This window comes from Pseudomonas sp. B14(2022) (assembly GCF_012030485.1).
In the GTDB taxonomy this organism is placed as follows: Bacteria; Pseudomonadota; Gammaproteobacteria; order Pseudomonadales; family Pseudomonadaceae; genus Aquipseudomonas.
In genome coordinates this window covers 109,113-125,030 of record NZ_JAAUVM010000014.1, presented here as the reverse complement: position 1 = coordinate 125,030, position 15,918 = coordinate 109,113, and the positions used below count along the sequence as shown (strand labels likewise).

Sequence of the window (15,918 nt, the reverse complement as noted above, 5' to 3'; positions counted from 1 at the left end):
GGGCTTGCTCCCGATGAGGCCATCAGCCTCACAACAGAATTCAGGAAAGGTGCTCCATGACAGCAGCCAATGTTTACCAACAACGCCCCACCTCCGGCGCCAAGGCCGAGTCGTCGCTGCACCATGCCGACCTCGCCAGCCTGGTCGGCAAGGGCCGCAAGAACGCCGGTGTGACCGTGCGCGAAAAGAAATTGCTTGGTCATCTCACGATCCGTGGCGACGGCCATGACGCCGCCTTCGCCGCCGGCGTGCACAAGGCCCTGGGCATCGAACTGCCTGGCGCCCTGCAGGTCATCGTCAAAGGCGAAACCAGCCTGCAATGGCTCGGCCCGGATGAGTGGTTGCTGATCGTGCCAAGCGGTGAGGAATTCGCCGCCGAACAAAACCTGCGCGCCGCCCTGGGTGATTTGCATATCCAGGTCGTCAACGTCAGCGGCGGTCAGCAGATCCTCGAACTCAGCGGCCCGAACGTGCGCGATGTGCTGATGAAATCCACCAGCTATGACGTGCACCCCAACAACTTCCCGGTGGGCAAGGCGGTGGGCACGGTGTTCGCCAAGTCGCAGCTGGTGATTCGCCACACCGCTGAAGACACCTGGGAACTGCTGATTCGTCGCAGCTTTTCGGATTACTGGTGGTTGTGGTTGCAGGACGCCTCGGCCGAATTTGGCCTGAGCGTTCAAGCCTGAGGAATGACCCATGAGCCGCGCACCCGATACATGGATTTTGACCGCCGACTGCCCCAGCGTGCTCGGCACGGTGGACGCGGTTACCCGCTACCTGTTCGAGCAGGGCTGCTACGTCACCGAGCACCATTCGTTCGATGACCGCCTCTCGGGTCGGTTTTTTATTCGCGTGGAATTTCGCCAGCCGGATGGCTTCGACGAGCAGGCTTTCCGCGATGGCCTGGCCACGCGGGGTGAAGCCTTTGGCATGATCTTCGAGCTGACGGCGCCGAACTACCGGCCAAAAGTGGTGATCATGGTCTCCAAGGCCGATCACTGCCTCAACGACCTGCTGTACCGTCAGCGTATCGGTCAGCTGTCGATGGACGTGGTCGCGGTGGTGTCCAACCATCCCGATCTCAAACCTTTGGCCGACTGGCATCAAATTCCCTACTACCATTTCCCCCTCGACCCTAACGACAAACCGTCCCAAGAGCGTCAGGTGTGGCAAGTGATTGAAGAGACCGGCGCCGAACTGGTGATCCTTGCGCGCTACATGCAAGTGCTGTCGCCGGAGCTGTGCCGCAAGCTGGACGGCAAGGCCATCAATATCCACCACTCGTTGCTGCCGGGGTTCAAGGGCGCCAAGCCGTATCACCAAGCCTACAACAAGGGCGTGAAATTGGTCGGCGCCACGGCGCATTACATCAACAACGACCTGGACGAAGGCCCGATCATCGCCCAGGGTGTGGAAGTGGTGGATCACAGTCACTACCCCGAGGATCTGATTGCCAAGGGGCGGGACATCGAAGGGCTGACACTGGCGCGGGCGGTTGGATATCACATTGAGCGGCGGGTGTTTTTGAACGCCAATAGGACTGTGGTGCTCTGACTGCCGCCATCGGGAGCAAGCCCCCTCCCACATTTTGACTGTGTGAACCCAATCAAGTGTGGGAGGGGCGGTGCGACGATTCGACTTGCCCCCGATGAGGCCCTCACAAACAACACAAGAAACAGCATCTGTACCCGAGCACTTAAACGCGCTGCCCACCCAAAAGGGCAACGCAGTTCCATAAAAACAACAGCGAGGTGAAAGCATGTCTGGTAATCGTGGTGTCGTGTATCTCGGCAACGGCAAGGTCGAAGTACAGAAAATCGACTATCCCAAAATGCAGGACCCCCGTGGCAGGAAGATTGAGCACGGAGTCATCCTGCGCGTGGTCTCCACCAACATCTGCGGCTCCGACCAACACATGGTGCGCGGCCGTACTACTGCCCAGACCGGCCTGGTGCTCGGTCACGAGATCACCGGTGAAGTGATCGAGAAGGGCAGCGACGTCGAAAACCTGAAGATCGGCGACCTGGTTTCCGTCCCCTTCAACGTCGCCTGCGGGCGCTGCCGCTCTTGCAAAGAGCAACACACCGGCGTGTGCCTCACCGTCAACCCGGCCCGTGCCGGTGGTGCCTACGGCTATGTCGACATGGGCGACTGGACCGGCGGCCAGGCCGAGTACGTGCTGGTGCCGTACGCCGACTTCAACCTGCTGAAACTGCCGGACCGTGACAAGGCCATGGAGAAAATCCGTGACCTGACCTGCCTCTCCGACATTCTCCCGACCGGCTACCACGGTGCCGTTACCGCTGGCGTAGGCCCTGGCAGCACCGTCTACATCGCCGGTGCCGGCCCGGTCGGCCTGGCGGCTGCTGCGTCTGCACGTCTGCTGGGTGCGGCGGTGGTGATCATCGGCGACGTCAACCCGATCCGCCTGGCCCACGCCAAGGCCCAGGGTTTCGAAATTGCCGACCTGTCCACCGACACCCCCCTGCACGAACAAATCGCCGCGCTGCTCGGCGAGCCGGAAGTGGACTGTGCCGTCGACTGCGTAGGCTTTGAAGCCCGCGGCCACGGGCACGACGGCGTCAAGGCCGAAGCCCCGGCCACGGTGCTCAACTCACTGATGGGCGTGGTGCGCGTGGCGGGCAAGATCGGTATCCCCGGCCTGTACGTCACCGAAGATCCAGGTGCTGTGGATGCCGCCGCGAAAATGGGCAGCCTGAGCATTCGTTTCGGCCTGGGCTGGGCCAAATCCCACAGCTTCCACACCGGGCAAACGCCAGTGATGAAGTACAACCGCCAACTGATGCAGGCGATCATGTGGGACCGCATCAACATCGCCGAGATCGTCGGCGTGCAGGTGATCAGCCTGGATGACGCGCCACGTGGGTACGGCGAGTTCGATGCGGGCGTGCCGAAGAAGTTTGTGATTGATCCGCATAAGTTGTTCAGTGCGGCGTAAATCCCAGGCATACGAAAACCCAAATGTGGGAGGGGGCTTGCTCCCGATAGCGTTCAGTCAGTTACCTATTTACTGGCTGACTCAACGCCATCGGGAGCAAGCCCCCTCCCACAGTGGGTTGTGGTGTTTGGAACATCAGCGGTTGGCCAAAGCCCCCTGATAGACGGTCGGGCCCGTCGGTTGCTTGCTCACCGAGCCGCCTTTGCTCTCCGCACTCACCATCAATTCCACCGGCTTGCTGATCGAGGCCTGCTGCCTCGGGTTCAAGCCGATGATGCCCTCGCCATCCTCTGGTATCAGTCCAAGTGACACGGGCTTGCCGTCGTCGGGAATCGCCCACAGTTCCAGGCTCTGATCCGACGCGGGTGCGGTGATGGCGATGGGTTGCACTTTCAGGTAATCCTTGTGCGCCATGATTTGCGCGGCCGGCTGCTGAGTGGTGGTCACCAGCGTGGCGGCGGACTTGACGTTGTCCTGGGTGTAGAACGCGCCGCCGAGACCGGCGACTATGGCAATGCACACACCGATAAACATCCGGGGGCGGCTCCAAAAAGGGGGCTTGGATTCAATCACTTGGGGGCGGGTCGCGCTCATAGGGCTGTTTCCTGGAAAGTTTTGACGTTGTTTCATGGACTCTGATCTGGCCATTGGGTTCCTGGGCCGCTCGGAACAATGTGCCGGATGCCCAGTCAAACGCCTGCGTTTACCCCTACATCCAGAGGTTGTTTCAATGAAGATTTCACGCGGTTTCGCCCTTTCCTGCCTGATGAGCCTGGCCGCCACCCCGGTGTTTGCCGCGGGATTCAGCCTTGGCGACGCGGCCAATGCCATCTCCGGCATGCAAGGGGGCAATAACAAGGCCGCAGCTGCAGCACCGTCGTCCGAGACGGCCGGCCTGCTCAGCGCCCTGACCTCGCAACTGAACATCACCCCCGAACAAGCCGTAGGCGGTACCGGCGCGATGCTGGGCCTGGCCAAGAACAAATTGAGCGGCAACGACTATTCGCAACTGGGTAACAGCGTGCCGGGCCTCGACCAACTGTCGGGCAACAATGCATTGGGCAGCCTCGGGGCCTTGAGCGGGATGCTCGGCCAGACCGGCGGTAGCAAGACCAGCGGCCTGGACGGCTTGCTGGGTAACGTGAAGAACACCAACGACCTGAACACCGCGTTCAGCGCCTTGGGTATGGACAGTGGCATGGTCGGCCAGTTTGCCCCGGTGATCCTGCAATACCTGGGCGGGCAGGGCGCCAATAGCTCGCTGCTGGGTAAACTGGCCCAGGCCTGGGGCACCGGGAGCTAAATACGCTCCGCGCGCAGTTGTTCGATGCGTGCGTCTTTCTGCGTCCAGAGCTGGTTGACCCAGCTCTGAACGGTCTGGCGAAACGCCGGATCGTTTTCGTAATCACCTTGCCACAACGCCGGGTCCAGCTCACGGGTCTGGATGTCGATGATCACCTTGGGCACTGCGCCGCTGATCAAATCCCAGAATCCCGGAATCTTTTGCTGCGGATAGACCACGGTCACGTCGAGCACGGCGTCCAGCTGTTCCCCCAGCGCCGCCAGCACAAACGCCACGCCGCCCGCCTTGGGCTTGAGCAGGTGAGTGAATGGCGAAGCCTGCTGCTTGCGCTTGGCCTCGCCGAACCGCGTGCCTTCGAGGTAATTGACCACGGTCACTGGCTGGCGCTTGAACAGCTCGCAGGCCTCCTTGGTGATCTTCAAATCCTGCCCCGCCAGCTCCGGGTGCCTGGCCAGGAACGCCTTGGTGTAGCGCTTCATGAACGGGTAATCCAACGCCCACCAGGCCAGCCCCAGGAAGGGCACCCAGATCAGCTCTTTTTTCAGGAAGAATTTGAAGAACGGTGTGCGGCGGTTGAGGGCCTGGATCAGCGCCGGGATATCCACCCAGGATTGGTGGTTGCTGATCACCAGGTAGCTGGTATCGCCGCGCAGCTCATCACCGCCGCGAATGTCCCATTGGGTGGGGATGCACAAGGAAAAAATCAGCTTGTCGATCTCGGCCCAGGTCTCGGCGATCCACATCACCGCCCATGAGGCGTAGTCCCGATAGCGCCCGGGCGCCACCAGTTTGAGCAGGGCAAATACCATCAGCGGTCCGATCAAGACCAGGGTGTTGAGCAACAGCAGCAGTGAGACAAAACAGCCGGTGAGCAGGCGGCGCATAAGTAACTCTTGGAATCTTGTGGGCGGGCCATCATAAGCAAGCTGAGTCTAGAGGCCAAATCGCAAATGGCCGTACGAATGTTTCACAATGTGCCGGTTATGGTGGGCGTGACTAACTAAGTGCTGTCTTTGCGGTCTAGAATCCGCCTACTTCTTTCCGAGGAAATCACTTCGTGAAACTGCTTCTTGCCTCCCTCGCCCTGGCTGCCCTGCCTGTCATGGCTGCCGAGCCGACCCTTTACGGTCGCTATGAATACATCCAGTTGCCGGAGATCGGCGAAACCTTCCAGGCCAAGATGGACACCGGCGCGCTGACGGCTTCGCTGTCGGCCCGTGACATCGAAACCTTCACCCGTGACGGTGACGACTGGGTGCGCTTCCGCCTCGGCGGCAAGGACGCCACCAACAAGGTCTACGAGCACAAGGTGTCGCGCATCAGCAAGATCAAGAGCCGCGCCGATGAAGACGATGACAAGGACGAAGCCACCGTGGCCAAGCGCCCGGTGATCGACCTGGAAATGTGCCTGGGCAACGTCAAGCGTACCGTCGAGGTCAACCTGACCGACCGCAGCAGCTTCAATTACCCGTTGCTGATCGGCGCCAAGGCCTTGCGTGAATTTGGCGCAGCAGTAAACCCGGCCCGTCGCTACACTGCCGACAAACCGGACTGCTGATTTGAACCTATGCCCCACATCCTGATTGTCGAAGACGAAGCGGCAATAGCCGACACGCTGATATTCGCCCTGCAGGGCGAGGGCTTTACCACCACCTGGCTGAGCCTCGGCCAGGAGGCGTTGGCCCATCAGCGCCAGACCCCCGCCGACCTGATCATCCTCGACATCGGCCTGCCGGACATCAGCGGTTTTGAAACCTGCAAGCAATTGCGCCGTTTCAGTGAAGTGCCGGTGATGTTCCTCAGCGCGCGGGATGGCGAGATCGACCGCGTGGTGGGGCTGGAGATCGGCGCCGACGATTACGTGGTCAAGCCGTTCAGCCCGCGGGAAGTGGCGGCGCGAGTGCGGGCGATCCTCAAACGCGTCGGCCCCGGTGTGGCGCCGGCGCTGTTCCAGGTTGACCTGGAGCGCATGCAAATCAGCTATCGCAGCCAACCCCTGAGCCTGACCCGGCATGAATTTCGCCTGCTGCAAAGCCTGCTGGAGCAACCCGAGCGGGTGTTCAGCCGCGAGCAGTTGCTGGACGCGGTGGGCGTGGCGGCCGACGCCGGTTACGAGCGCAATATCGACAGCCACATCAAGAGCCTGCGCAGCAAGTTACGCAGCGTGGCCGCCGATGCTGAGCCGATCCAGACCCATCGCGGCCTCGGCTACAGCTACAGCCCGAGCAACGGCTGATGCGCCTGGGGCTGCGGATTTTCCTGGTGTATGCGCTGTTTATCGGCCTCACCGGTTATTTCGTGCTCAGCACGGTGATGAAGGAAATCCGCCCCGGCGTGCGCCAATCCACCGAAGAAACCCTGGTGGACACCGCCAACCTGCTGGCCGAGATCCTGCGCGAAGACGTGAAGAACGGCACCCTCGGGCAGAGTCACTGGCCGGAGCTGCTCAAGGCCTACGGCAATCGCCAGCCGGGCGCGACCATCTGGGGCCTGCCGAAAAACCAGGTCAACCATCGTATCTACGTCACCGACGCCAACGGCACCGTGTTGCTCGACTCCATGGGCGAAGCGGTGGGCCAGGACTATTCGAAGTGGAACGACGTGTACCTGACCCTGCGCGGCGAGTACGGCGCGCGTTCCACTCGCAGTGCAGCGGATGACCCCACCTCATCGGTGATGCACGTGGGCGCGCCGATCCGCGATAACGGGCAGATCATCGGCGTGGTCACCGTGGCTAAACCGAACAGCTCGCTGCAGCCGTATGTCGACCGCACTGAACGCCGCCTGCTGTGGTACGGCGCGGGCCTGGTCATCCTCGGCCTGTTGCTCGGCGCGCTGTTGTCGTGGTGGTTGAGCGTTGCACTGCGTCGCCTGACCGCTTACGCCGAAGCCGTCAGTGAAGGCCGAAGGGCCGAGCTACCGCATTATCGCGGCGGCGAGCTGAAGCAGCTGTCCACCGCTGTCGAGCACATGCGTACGCAACTGGAGGGCAAGGCCTACGTCGAACATTACGTCCACACCCTGACCCATGAATTGAAAAGCCCGCTGGCAGCGATTCGCGGCGCGGCCGAGCTGTTGCAGGGCGAGATGAGCCGCGAACAGCAGCAGCGCTTCGTCGGCAATATCGACAGCGAAAGCGCGCGCCTGCAACAGTTGATCGAGCGCCTGCTGAACCTGGCGCAGGTGGAACAACGCCAGGGTTTGGAAGAGCAGACGAGTATCCCGCTGGCGGCCTTGGTCGACGCTGTACTCAACGCCCAATGTGCGCGAATCGAAGGCGCCGGGCTGCACGTCGAACAGACAATTGCCGCTGAAGTGAAGGTAGTCGGCGAACCCTTCCTGTTGCGCCAGGCCCTGGGCAACTTGCTGGACAACGCGCTGGACTTCACACCGCCCGGTGGCGTGTTGAGATTCAGCGCACAGACGCTGCACAACGACGTGCAGGTGAGCCTGTTCAATCAGGCTGCCCCGATCCCCGACTACGCCCTGCCGCGCCTCAGCGAGCGCTTCTACTCCTTGCCGCGCCCCGGCAGCGGGCGCAAAAGTACCGGCCTGGGCCTCAATTTTGTCGAGGAAGTCATGAAGCTGCACGGCGGCACCCTGCAGATCGGCAATGTGCCTGGCGGCGTGCACGTGGTGCTGCATCTCCACACAGTCTCCACATTGCCCACATAAATCCCCCACACAGGCTGCCCAGACTCTCCCCATCAAAACAGGGAGAGACCCATGAACCGCAGCCTGCTTTTCAAACTTGGCGCGATTGCGCTGCTGATCCTGCTGTTGCTGATTCCGTTGCTGATGATCAACGGCATCATCAGTGACCGCCAGCAACTGCGCGACGGCGTCCTGATGGACATCGCGCGCAGTTCCAGCTACGCCCAGCGCCTCACCGGTCCGGTGATGGTGGTGCCGTATCGCAAGACCGTGCGCGAGTGGAAGCTCAATGAAAAGCTCAACAAGCGCTACGAGGTCACCCGTGAAGAGCGGGGTCGTCTGTATTTCCTGCCGGACCGTTTTGAGCTCGACGGCAAGGTGCAGACCGAACTGCGCGCACGGGGTATTTACCAGGCGCGGCTCTTCCATGCCGACAACCGTATCAGTGGGCGTTTCGAGCTGCCGGCGCAGTTGGGCATCACCGAAGACTTTGCCGATTACCGCTTTGAACCGGCGTTTCTGGCGGTGGGGATCAGCGATATTCGCGGCATCGAAAATGCGCTGAAGCTGGAGCTGGGCAGCCAGCGCCTGGAGTTCGAACCAGGCTCCCAGGTGGACTGGCTGGGGGAGGGCGTGCATGTGGCATTGCCAGAGCAGGACAGCAGAAAACCGGCCGTAGTGGACTTCGCCTTCGATCTGCGCCTGCAAGGCACCGAGCAGCTGCAAGTGGTACCGGTGGGCAAGACCAGTCAGGTGTCCCTGGCCTCCAACTGGCCGCACCCCAGCTTTATCGGCAACTTCCTGCCGGCCCGGCGCGAAGTGACTGACAGCGGCTTCACGGCCAACTGGCAGACCTCGTTCTTTTCCACCAACCTCGAGCAGGCGCTGCAATCCTGTTTGGACCAGCAAGGCTGTGACGACTTCAACAACCGCAGCTTCGGCGTGAACTTCATCGACCCGGTGGACCAGTACCTCAAGAGCGACCGCGCGATCAAATACGCGCTGCTGTTTATCGCCCTGACCTTTGCCGGTTTCTTCCTCTTCGAAGTGCTCAAGAGCCTGGCGGTGCACCCCATCCAGTACGCATTGGTGGGCGTTGCCTTGGCGTTCTTCTACCTGCTGTTGTTGTCGTTGTCCGAGCACCTGGGCTTTGCCTTGGCCTACCTGATTTCGGCGAGTGCCTGTGTGCTGTTGATCGGGTTCTACGTATGCCACGTGCTGCGCAGCGTTGCCCATGGCCTGGGGTTTTCGGCTGGGTTGGCGGCGTTGTATGGCTTGCTGTACGGGCTGTTGAGTGCCGAGGACTACGCGCTGCTGATGGGCTCGCTGCTGCTGTTCGGGCTGCTGGGTACGGTGATGGTGCTGACACGTAAGCTGGATTGGTATGGCGTGGGCAAGCGCAAGGTGGCCGAGCCGCTGCAGTTCGATCTGGAGGCGGTGCAATGATCGGGTTGCGGGAGGATCAGCAAGTGGGGGCGCATTTAGCCGCAAGGATCGTTACATTCCTCAATACCACCACCGTCCAATGTGGGAGTGGGCTTGCCCGCGATAGCGGTGGTTCAGAAACAGATGTGCTGAATGACATACCGCGATCGCGGGCAAGCCCGCTCTCACATTGGGTCGGTGTGAACGTCACACGGGCGGCTGGGTCTCCAGCATCGAAGGTCGCTGGCTGACCTCGGCATACCAGGCGGCCAGCTTGGGGTTATCCGAGCGCCATTGCATATCCGGATGGCGGAAGTCGAGGTAGCCCAGGGCGCAGGCCACGCTGATCGAAGCGATGTCGAAGTGGCTGGTCAGCTCGGCGATGGCGTCCTGTTCCAGCTCGGCGAGGGCGCGACGGATCTTGTTGCGCTGTTCGTCGAGCCACGGTGCCCAGTGTTTTTCCGCCGGGCGCAGGGCGGTCTCGTAACGCACCAGCACGGCGGCATCCATGATGCCGTCGGCCATCGAGGCCAGTGTCAGGCGCCGCCAGCGGGCCGAGCCATCGCGGGGGATCAGCGGGTTGCCGACGTGCTGGTGGTCGAAGTAATCGAGGATCACCCGGCTGTCGTGCAGCACGGTGCCGTCGGCCAGGCGCAGGGCCGGGATCTTGCCCACGGGGTTGTCTTGCACCAGATGCGCATCGGGGTTGACCGGTGTCGGCATGCAGCCATGCAGGGCGACGCGGTCCTGCTGGCCGGTCTCGGCCAGCAACACGCGGACTTTACGCACGAACGGTGACGCGGGGTTGTGGAACAAGGTCATGCTGGGAGTGGACATGGGCAAACCTCAAAATTGACTGTGGCTAGCCTAGAGGGTTGCGCTGTGGCTGGCGAGGGGGAATGCGGGTGTTCTTGAGGGCCTCATCGGGAGCAAGCCCCCTCCCACAGTTGACCGAGTTGTCATGACGACCGCGTAACACATGTGGGAGGGGCGGTGCGACGATTCGACTTGCCCCCGATAGCACCCTTAGCCACGCCGCTTGAACAACGCCCAAATGCCAATGGCAGCCGGCAGGCCCAACCCCAACCAACTCAACGAATCCCACAGCCCATCCCCCAGCAACGCCGCAAACAACCCGGTGGCGCTGAGCAGGCCAATCCCCAGCGGAATACCAAATACCTTCCAGAAACTCGACTGCCTTGGCTTCATGCCTTGCCCGCCTTGCGCCGCACGATCCACAGGTAAATCCCACTCACCAGCACGATGATGGTCAGCACATCCAGCGCCGCCCAGAGGATCTTCATCGGCATGCCGCCGTAGTCACCAAAGTGCAGAGGCTGCGACATGCCCATGGCGTCCATGTACCACGGTCGTTCGGCGATGGCGGTGACGGCCAGGGTGCTGGCGTCGATCAGGACCGGCGTGAGCAGGTGCGAGGTCAGGTGTGTACTGCCCTTCATGAACACCGCGTAATGGTGCTCGCTGGAAAAGCGTGTGCCGGGGAAGGCGATAAAGTCCGGCTGCATGCCGGGCGCGGCCTTGGCGGCGATGCTCAGCAGCTCGCTCGCGGGTGCGCGTTGGGTCAGGGGCGGGGCGTTTTTATAGGGTTCGATCATCGCGCTGAGGCTGTCGGTGCGCCAGGCGGCGATGATCAAGTCGGCACAGGCGCTGATCACGCCGGTCACGCCCACCACCAGTGCCCACGTCAGGGTGACCACGCCGATCAGGTTGTGCAGGTCGAGCCAGCGCAGGCGCGTGGACTTGTCCTGGCGCACGGTGGCGAACTTCAAGCGGCGCATGAACGGCAGGTACAGCACCGTGCCCGAGACAATCGCCAGCACAAACAGAATACCCATGAACGCCAGCAGCAACTTGCCCGGCAGGCCGGCGAACATATCCACATGCAGGCGCAGCAGGAACAGGGTGAGTCCGCCATTGGCCGACGGCATCTCGACCGCATCACCGGTGCGCGCGTCGATCATGAAGGTGTGGGATGAGTTGGGTTCGGTGCCGGCCGTGGCGGCCATGATCGCGATCACGCCGTTCTTGTCGTCTTCGTCCCACGCCAGGTATTGCATGGCCTCGCCCGGGCGATGGGCCTGGGCTTTGGTCACCAGTTGCTCGAGGTCGAGCTGTGGCGTATCGGCGGGCATCTGCGCCAGTTCGGGCTCGTTGCCCAGCAGGTGATCGATCTCGTGGTGAAACACCAGCGGCAGGCCGGTGAGGGCGAGCAGCAGCAGGAACACCGTGCAGATCAGGCTGGTCCAGGTGTGGATGAAGGACCAGCGGCGGATGGTTTTGCTTTTCATTTTCTAGCCTTCGGACACGCCAAAGCCGCCCACAAGGGCGGCCCGGTGGTTAACTCTGCCGATTACCACTGGTAGGTGGCGCTGGCGACGACGCTGCGCTGGTCGCCGAAGTAGCAGTAGTTGCCGTCACAGGTAGACAGGTAGTCCTTGTTGAACAGGTTGGTGGCGTTCAGTTTTACCGACGCACCCTTCAGACTGTTGTCCAGTCGGCCCAGGTCGTAATGCACCGCACCGTCAAACACGGTATAGGCATTGGCCTTGCCCAGCCAGGTATTGGCCTGGTCGCCGTAGGTGTTGCCGGTGTAGCGGGCGCCAAAGCCGATGCCGAAACCGTCGAGCATGCCGGTGTGCCAGGTGTAGTCGGTCCACAGCGAGGCTTGCTGGTTGGGCATCAATGTCAGACGGTTGCCTTTGTAGATGCCTTTCTGCACTTCGGATTTTGCCAAGGTGTAGGCGGCGATGACCTTGAGGTTCTCGGTCACGTCGGACACGGCTTCCAGCTCCAGGCCCTTGACCTTCACTTCGCCGGTCTGGCTGTTGATCTGCTGGCCCCCAGCGCCGAGGGTGGTCACCTGCACATTCTTCTGGGTCAGGTCATAGACAGCTGCACTCAGCAACGTATTGGAGCCGGGCGGCTGATACTTGACCCCCATTTCCCACTGCTTGCCTTCCGTGGGTTTAAACGTCTTGAGCGCGTTTGTATCGGCGTTGCTCGCTGGTTGGAACGACTCGGCATAGGACAAGTAGGGTACGAAGCCCGAATCGAACACATAGCTCAGCGCTGCGTTGCCACTGAAGTGTTTGATGCGGTCAGTGTTGGTCGCATCGCTGTCGTTGAAGTAGGTGGTGCCCTGATGCACCCAATCTTCACGCCCGCCCAAGGTCAGGCGCCACTTATCCAGGGCCATCTGGTCTTGCACGTAGAGACCGGTCTGCACGGTTTTCTGGTTGTAGTCGTAAAAAGGCCGGACATCGGTCGGGCGCAGCGTCGGCTGGGTGTTGATCGGGTTGAAAATATTGATGCCCGACGCAGTCCCGAATATCGCTCGATAGGAGGTATCGGTGCGCTGGTGGTCCAGGCCGAGCAGCAGGGTGTGGATGACATCGCCAGTGGCAAAGTCTGCCTGGAAGTTGTTGTCCACCGCGAACTGACCGATGTCCTCGTCGACGTTGGTGGTCGAGCGGCTGATATTGCCTGCCGCATCCGCGGGGGAGAACGCGTAGGAACCCACGGTCAGTTGCTGGAACGACAAATCCGACTTGGTGTAACGCAGGTTTTGCTTGAACTGCCAGGTGTCGTTGAAACGATGCTCGAAGGCATAGCCCAGCGCGTAGTAGGTGCGGTCGTAGAACTCGTAATCCGGGTCGCCCAGGTTCTTGTGGTGGGAGACCTCGCCCAGCGGCGATTTGATCTTGGTGCCCTGGATCGGCATGAACTGGCTGGTGGTACCGGTATCGTCGCGGGTGAACTGCGAGAGCAGGGTCAGCTTGGTGTCGGTATCGATGTTCCAGGTCAGGCTCGGCGCAATGTTGTAGCGCTTGTTGTCGATGTGATCGACCTGGGTGCCGGCATCGCGTACCACACCGCTGAGGCCATAGAGGAATTGGCCTTCATCATCGATTTTGCCGGTGCTGGCGAAGTTGATCTGGCGGTAGTTGTCACTGCCGTATTGCACCTGGATAGCGTTGCTCGACTCTGCGCTGGGACGTCGGCTGACCATGTCCAGCAGGCCGCCCGGCGGGGTCTGGCCGTACACCGACGAAGCCGGGCCACGCAGCAGGGCGAGGCGGTCGAGGTTCCAGGTTTCCGCTTTGGGGTTGGCGTACACGCCCCGCGGCAGTGGCAGACCATCGAGGAACTGGGTGGGCTCGAAGCCGCGCACGCGCATCCAGTCGTAGCGGGTGTCGCTGCCATAGCTGGCGGACACGATGCCGGGCATGTATTTGACCGCGTCATCCAGGTTCTGGACGTTACGATCCTGCATTTGCTCGCGGGTGGCCACGGAGATCGAACGCGGTGCCTCCACCAGGGCGGTGTCGGTCTTGGTGCCGGCGGCGGTGCGTGTGGCCAGGTAGCCTTGTACCGGGCCCCAGGCACTTTCCTGGTTACCCTCCTGCCCCGTAATGTTGGTCACCGGCAGCGCCATCACACCCTCCGGAACCGCCACCAGCGTGTACGTCCCTGCGCTGCTTTGCTCCAGTTGCAACCCGGTGCCACGCAAGGCTTCACGCAGTGCACCTGGTGCATCGAACTGGCCCTGGACCGGGGCCGAGGTCTTGCCCGAGGCCAACGCTGGGTTGAGGGTCAGTGCGAGGCCGGCCTGGCTGGCGATCTGGTTCAGGGTGCTCGCCAGCGGGGCGGCCGGCAGGTTGTAGGCGTGCACGCTGGAGGCTTGTTCGGCGGCAATCAGCGCAGTGCTGGCCAGTGGGGCGCTGAGGGCAATGGCCACGGCTAACAGGCTGGGGCGCAACAAGGTGTCTAGCGTGCGGGACATGGGCGGCTCCTGAATGGAAGTAATTCGCAATTGCCTATGTGCCGAACGAGAATTGAAAAGTGATAGGGCAGGATCAAAATATTTTTTGTGGTGGGTTTGAGGGCCTCATCGGGGGCAAGCCCCCTCCCACAGGTTGATTTGCGAATACCTTCAAATGTGGGAGGGGGCTTGCTCCCGATAGCGATAGCTCAGCTCCCACAGAACCTAAGGCTTACCCGTGACCGTCACCCACCACGGTGTGTGCTGTTCGATCTGCACCGGCAGGGTCGGCAGCAGCGCGTTGAGCGCCAGGGTGGTGTCGTGCAGCGGGAAGCTGCCGGTGATGCGCAGGTCGGCCACGTCTTTATCCACCCCGAGATGGCCGGTGCGGTAGCGGCTGAGTTCCTGCACCACATCGCCCAGGCGGGCGTTGTCGACCACCAGCATGCCGCGCGTCCAGGCATCGGTGGCGGGGGTGACGGCCAGCGCAGGGCCGAGGCCGTCGCTGCGCATCAGCACTTGCTGGCCTTCCTTGAATACCTGTTCCTGCTGCAGCGCTTCGGGCTGGGCGCCCACCGCCGATTGCAGCACGCTCAGGCGCGTGGCGTCGTCTTCGCGCTTGACGATAAACCGCGTGCCCAGCGCGCGCAGGCTGCCGTCGCGGGTTTGCACATAAAACGGGCGCGCATCGTTGTGGCCGGTCTCGACGAGGATTTCGCCTTCCTGCAATACGATCAGCCGGCGCTTCTCATCGAAGCGCACGTCGATGGCACTGTGGGTGTTGAGGTTGATCAACGTGCCGTCCGCCAGTTTCAGCGTGCGCTGCTCGCCGGTGGCGGTGCGTTGGTCGGCCAGCCAATAGTGGATCGGCACGTAGCGTTCGCCGGCAAACAACGCCAGGCCGCACACCAGCGCAATACTCGCCAGGCCGCTGCCGAGCTTGCGCACGCGCTGGCGAATGCCTTCGCGCGACTGCAACAACGCCGCACGCGCCGGGCCCGAGGCCACGCTGAAACGCTGGTCGAGCATGCCCAGTTGGCGCCAGGCACGGGCGTGTTCTTCATCACTGGCCAGCCATTTGCTGAACTCTTCTCGCTCCACCGCGCTGCCATCACCCGAATCGAGGGACAACTGCCAGGCAATCGCCGCATCCAGCACGCGGGCCGACACCGGCTTGGCGCTGACAAAGGTCACAGCGGCTCGCCATACAGGGCGATGTAGCACTGGCGAATGCCCTGGGCCAGGTACTGGCGCACACGCGGCACCGACACGCCCAGGCGCTGGGCGATTTCGGCATGGCCGAGGCCGTCGAGGCGGTTATAGAGGAAGGCGGCGCGGGCCTTGCTCGACAGTTTGCCAAGCAGGCGGTCGATGGCCTTGAGGTCTTCGAGGATCAGTTGCTGCTCTTCGGGCGAAGGGTGTTCGCTTTCCGGGATCAGCATCAATTCGGTGAGGTAGGCCTGTTCGAGGGCCGCGCGGCGGAAGTAGTCGAACAGCAAGCCCTTGGCGATGGCCACCAGAAACGCCCGTGGCTCGCGGGGCTCGCGCAACTCGTCACGGCCGAGCAGGCGCATGAAGGTGTCCTGGCTCAGGTCTTCGGCACGGCTCGGGCAGGCCACATTGCGCCGCAGCCAGGCCAGCAGCCAGCCACGATGGTCGCGATACAACGCGCCAACAAGCTCACTGTGTGGGTTCTGGGCCGACGACAAGGCATCACCGAATAAACAAAAGGTTTAAACTAACGAGAATTATTCGCGATTGTGTCAGAGGCGTGGGGCGGGCGCAATTAGC

At 62.0% G+C, this 15,918-nt stretch carries 16 protein-coding genes; 8 read left to right on the top strand and 8 right to left on the bottom strand.

Annotation, left to right across the window (positions count from 1 at the left end; genetic code table 11):
- The first annotated feature begins 56 nt into the window (after positions 1-56).
- The 3 genes from HCF10_RS20270 to fdhA all read left to right on the top strand — a co-directional run bounded on the left by HCF10_RS20270 (position 57) and on the right by fdhA (position 2,962).
- Complete coding sequence (locus HCF10_RS20270) at positions 57-689, top strand: sarcosine oxidase subunit gamma (protein ID WP_131699079.1); 633 nt, start codon at positions 57-59, stop codon at positions 687-689.
- Positions 690-699: 10 nt separating this feature from the next.
- Positions 700-1,557 (top strand): formyltetrahydrofolate deformylase, encoded by an 858-nt coding sequence (gene purU, locus HCF10_RS20265; RefSeq protein WP_032883972.1) that lies wholly within the window; start codon positions 700-702, stop codon positions 1,555-1,557.
- Positions 1,558-1,762: 205 nt separating this feature from the next.
- Positions 1,763-2,962, top strand: a complete 1,200-nt coding sequence (gene fdhA, locus HCF10_RS20260) for a formaldehyde dehydrogenase, glutathione-independent (RefSeq protein ID WP_003176541.1) — start codon at positions 1,763-1,765, stop codon at positions 2,960-2,962.
- A 135-nt stretch (positions 2,963-3,097) separates the two neighbouring features.
- Here the strand turns inward: fdhA and HCF10_RS20255 are convergent, their stop codons facing one another.
- Positions 3,098-3,556 carry an anti-sigma factor gene (locus HCF10_RS20255; protein WP_131699080.1) on the bottom strand — a complete coding sequence of 153 codons (459 nt, stop codon included), beginning with the start codon at positions 3,554-3,556 and terminating at the stop codon, positions 3,098-3,100.
- Positions 3,557-3,692: 136 nt separating this feature from the next.
- Here HCF10_RS20255 and HCF10_RS20250 point away from each other — a divergent pair, with 136 nt between their 5' ends.
- Positions 3,693-4,265 (top strand): DUF2780 domain-containing protein, encoded by a 573-nt coding sequence (locus tag HCF10_RS20250; RefSeq protein WP_131699081.1) that lies wholly within the window; start codon positions 3,693-3,695, stop codon positions 4,263-4,265.
- On the opposite strand, the gene HCF10_RS20245 is transcribed toward HCF10_RS20250, so the two are convergent.
- The gene (locus tag HCF10_RS20245; protein ID WP_167656263.1) at positions 4,262-5,149 is read right to left on the bottom strand and encodes an acyltransferase; all 888 of its coding nucleotides are present in this window, start codon (positions 5,147-5,149) and stop codon (positions 4,262-4,264) included. The genes HCF10_RS20250 and HCF10_RS20245 overlap by 4 nt on opposite strands.
- Positions 5,150-5,322: 173 nt before the next feature.
- Between HCF10_RS20245 and rloA2 the strand changes: the two genes are divergently transcribed.
- The 4 genes from rloA2 to creD are packed head-to-tail and all read left to right on the top strand — an operon-like array spanning position 5,323 to position 9,365.
- Positions 5,323-5,823 (top strand): retropepsin-like aspartic peptidase RloA2, encoded by a 501-nt coding sequence (gene rloA2 / locus HCF10_RS20240; protein WP_167656262.1) that lies wholly within the window; start codon positions 5,323-5,325, stop codon positions 5,821-5,823.
- 9 nt (positions 5,824-5,832) lie between these two features.
- On the top strand, positions 5,833-6,501 hold the full coding sequence (creB, locus tag HCF10_RS20235) for a two-component system response regulator CreB (protein WP_131699083.1): 669 nt from the start codon (positions 5,833-5,835) through the stop codon (positions 6,499-6,501).
- Positions 6,501-7,940, top strand: a complete 1,440-nt coding sequence (gene creC / locus HCF10_RS20230) for a two-component system sensor histidine kinase CreC (protein WP_167656261.1) — start codon at positions 6,501-6,503, stop codon at positions 7,938-7,940. The genes creB and creC overlap by 1 nt, the downstream gene beginning before the upstream one ends.
- Before the next feature lie 51 nt (positions 7,941-7,991).
- Positions 7,992-9,365 carry a cell envelope integrity protein CreD gene (gene creD / locus HCF10_RS20225; protein WP_131699085.1) on the top strand — a complete coding sequence of 458 codons (1,374 nt, stop codon included), beginning with the start codon at positions 7,992-7,994 and terminating at the stop codon, positions 9,363-9,365.
- 186 nt (positions 9,366-9,551) lie between these two features.
- Here the strand turns inward: creD and HCF10_RS20220 are convergent, their stop codons facing one another.
- The 6 genes from HCF10_RS20220 to HCF10_RS20195 all read right to left on the bottom strand — a co-directional run bounded on the left by HCF10_RS20220 (position 9,552) and on the right by HCF10_RS20195 (position 15,836).
- Positions 9,552-10,181 carry a glutathione S-transferase gene (locus HCF10_RS20220; protein WP_167656260.1) on the bottom strand — a complete coding sequence of 210 codons (630 nt, stop codon included), beginning with the start codon at positions 10,179-10,181 and terminating at the stop codon, positions 9,552-9,554.
- 189 nt (positions 10,182-10,370) lie between these two features.
- Positions 10,371-10,553 carry a hypothetical protein gene (locus tag HCF10_RS20215; protein ID WP_131699087.1) on the bottom strand — a complete coding sequence of 61 codons (183 nt, stop codon included), beginning with the start codon at positions 10,551-10,553 and terminating at the stop codon, positions 10,371-10,373.
- A complete protein-coding gene (locus HCF10_RS20210) occupies positions 10,550-11,653 on the bottom strand; it encodes a PepSY-associated TM helix domain-containing protein (RefSeq protein ID WP_167656259.1) in 1,104 nt (367 codons plus the stop codon). Before HCF10_RS20210 ends, HCF10_RS20215 begins: the two co-directional genes overlap by 4 nt.
- A 62-nt stretch (positions 11,654-11,715) precedes the next feature.
- A complete protein-coding gene (locus HCF10_RS20205) occupies positions 11,716-14,148 on the bottom strand; it encodes a TonB-dependent siderophore receptor (protein ID WP_167656258.1) in 2,433 nt (810 codons plus the stop codon).
- A 204-nt stretch (positions 14,149-14,352) separates the two neighbouring features.
- Positions 14,353-15,321: a FecR domain-containing protein gene (locus HCF10_RS20200; RefSeq protein ID WP_131699090.1), complete on the bottom strand. Its 969-nt coding sequence runs from the start codon at positions 15,319-15,321 to the stop codon at positions 14,353-14,355.
- Positions 15,318-15,836 carry an RNA polymerase sigma factor gene (locus HCF10_RS20195; protein WP_131699091.1) on the bottom strand — a complete coding sequence of 173 codons (519 nt, stop codon included), beginning with the start codon at positions 15,834-15,836 and terminating at the stop codon, positions 15,318-15,320. The genes HCF10_RS20200 and HCF10_RS20195 overlap by 4 nt, the downstream gene beginning before the upstream one ends.
- Between the last annotated feature and the right edge of the window lie 82 nt (positions 15,837-15,918).